Annotated in this window: 2 protein-coding genes; both read left to right on the top strand. The window is 44.4% G+C overall.

The annotated features are described in order from the left end of the window. The first annotated feature begins 127 nt into the window (after positions 1 to 127). Positions 128 to 628: a hypothetical protein gene (locus ACR2PX_RS17585; protein ID WP_434000664.1), complete on the top strand. Its 501-nt coding sequence runs from the start codon at positions 128 to 130 to the stop codon at positions 626 to 628. 288 nt (positions 629 to 916) lie between these two features. After that, complete coding sequence (locus tag ACR2PX_RS17580) at positions 917 to 2,026, top strand: S10 family serine carboxypeptidase-like protein (protein ID WP_434000663.1); 1,110 nt, start codon at positions 917 to 919, stop codon at positions 2,024 to 2,026. Positions 2,027 to 2,148: the final 122 nt, after the last annotated feature.

The raw sequence follows: 2,148 nt of genomic DNA, 5'->3' as shown, positions 1-2,148 counted from the left end.
GAACGAGTCGAATTATTCGATGGATTCGTGAGAATAGTTGACCTATTTAATCGAATTCATCGAATAATTGGGCCGTTCTTTCTGGAATTTAGGCCGAAATAGTCTTAAGTCCGACAGGCTCCTAGGCATGGTACTTGGGTGGAAATACACATTATCCAAATTCAAGGGAAAAGATGGCTATAATCTGGTCCATCGTGCGATTGGTAGCATAATCCCCCGACTGCAACAGGAAGGCATTGGCTTCCTGCGTTACAACGAGCTCCCTGACAAATTTATCAAAGCGCCCCTCGATCATTGGTTTTCAGAGACCTCGGCCAAAATGCAGGGCATACAAACTGAAGCCCAGCTTTTTGAAGCCTTACCCTCTTCAATATTAAACCTTCTCAGTCTTAGACCTTTTCCTGATGCTAATACTCGAATCGCAGTTCTCTGGCTACAGGGCGTCTTGATCAGTTTTGGCTATTCCCCTATGGCGCTGCCCAGCAGATACATTTTTAATGCGGGTCAAAAAGCTTTAGAAGAAACCATGAAATCCAGCCAACAGGACAACCACGAACTCTCACAGAAGAACAGTTGGCCATTATTCAGCCTCTTGCTGCCAAATTGCAGAGCTTGGATATTTGAATAGAGCAATGAGAAAGAGAATAAAAAAAGGCGGCTTGGGACGAGCCGCCAAAACGATGAGGATATGCGAGTTACTGGTAGCTGTTTACCAGTCAATCAGGTCAAAAAGTCTAGTTTCGATAGGCATCTCCTTTTTTGCTGTTAATGAGAATGATTCTCATTCTATACTTAATTAAGCAGTTTGCAACTTAATTTGTGGTTTTTTTCGACAGGATGTGATTTGCCCTTCACTCCACCCCATTCTATTTTTCTGAAGGCAATTCACCTTTATATCTGAGAAGTAGATTTCCTCATGCTGAGACTCAGTTTTTTGTTTGCTGGCATTACTCTATCTTTGTCGCTTATTATTCAGGCGTCTCCAACCAAGCTTCATGAGCCTCCTCCTGAACCAGGTCCGGTGACCGAACTTCCAGGGTACTCAGGTTCTATCCAGGGACAGGAAGCCGGCCATCTTAAAGTCAATACTGCAGCTGATGGCGGCGAAGCTTTTCTCTTTTACTGGTTTGCTGAAGCTGAAAATGGGGATAGCACAAGTCCCATTGTGATCTGGTTGAATGGAGGGCCAGGATCTTCCAGCCTGGATGGTTTTTTTATGGAAAACGGCCCTTTCTACATTGATCCATCCGCTGTTGAAAAAGGGACTCATTATGTAAAGTCCCGTTTGTACTCCTGGCATAAAATTGCTGCCTATATGGCCATTGATCAGCCTGCAGGAACAGGTTTGTCATTCAGTACCAGTAATGCCGCAGCAGCTCAGAATGAAAACGAAGCAACCGAGCAGCTTTACCGGGGTATTCAGGCATTTCTGGATAACCATAAGGATAAAAATTACCGGTCTCGCCCCCTGATCATTGCGGGTGAGTCTTTTGGTGGACACTACGTCCCCGGTATTGCGACAAAAATTATCGAGATGAATAAGGATCCGTCCAACTCTGCCATTAAGCTGGTCAAAATCTCCCTTGGTAATCCTTGGGTAGACCCTGCTATACAGAACCCTCTCATGCCTGTTTTTGCTGGAGAGCACGGAACACTGACGTATAACCAGTTCAACCAAACGAAAAGCATGGCAAACAACTGCACCGTACAGATTCTGAAATTCAAAGATCAGACGGTTCCCAAATGGGTCAACGATTACTGTATGCAAGCCGTTAACATTGTGGTGAAAGATTCTCAAAGAAATCTCTATGACTTTCGTAGACGAGGACCCGATTACGTTTTTAAATCTTTGGGCCAGTATCTCAACCGGGAAGATGTCAGATCAGCCATAAATGCCGTTTCTGTTGCGACTAAAAAATGGGACGACACCAATAACTGGGTAGCGGATCAGTTTGCAGCGGGAGAACAAAACACCAAGAGCGGCCTCTTTCCAACACTGATTGAATCCATGCCGGTACTGATTTAGGATTTGTCTAAAAATAACTTCCTGACTTCACCCTGCCTCAGGAGTGGCAGTGTAGTTCCATCTGGGTAGAAGCTTATCAAACTGAATAGTCATATTTTCTTTAAAATCGGCTGCATATTTTC

Origin of the sequence: Endozoicomonas sp. (genome assembly GCF_051008435.1) — a bacterium.
Classification (GTDB): Bacteria; Pseudomonadota; Gammaproteobacteria; order Pseudomonadales; family Endozoicomonadaceae; genus Endozoicomonas_A.
The sequence above is the reverse complement of the archived record's forward strand: the minus strand, read 5'-3'. Positions and strand labels throughout refer to the sequence as shown.

Coding starts and splice junctions, on each gene's coding strand:
- ACR2PX_RS17585 (WP_434000664.1), top strand. CDS start 128: ATGGTACTTGGGTGGAAATACACATTATCCAAATTCAAGGGAAAAGAT.
- ACR2PX_RS17580 (WP_434000663.1), top strand. CDS start 917: ATGCTGAGACTCAGTTTTTTGTTTGCTGGCATTACTCTATCTTTGTCG.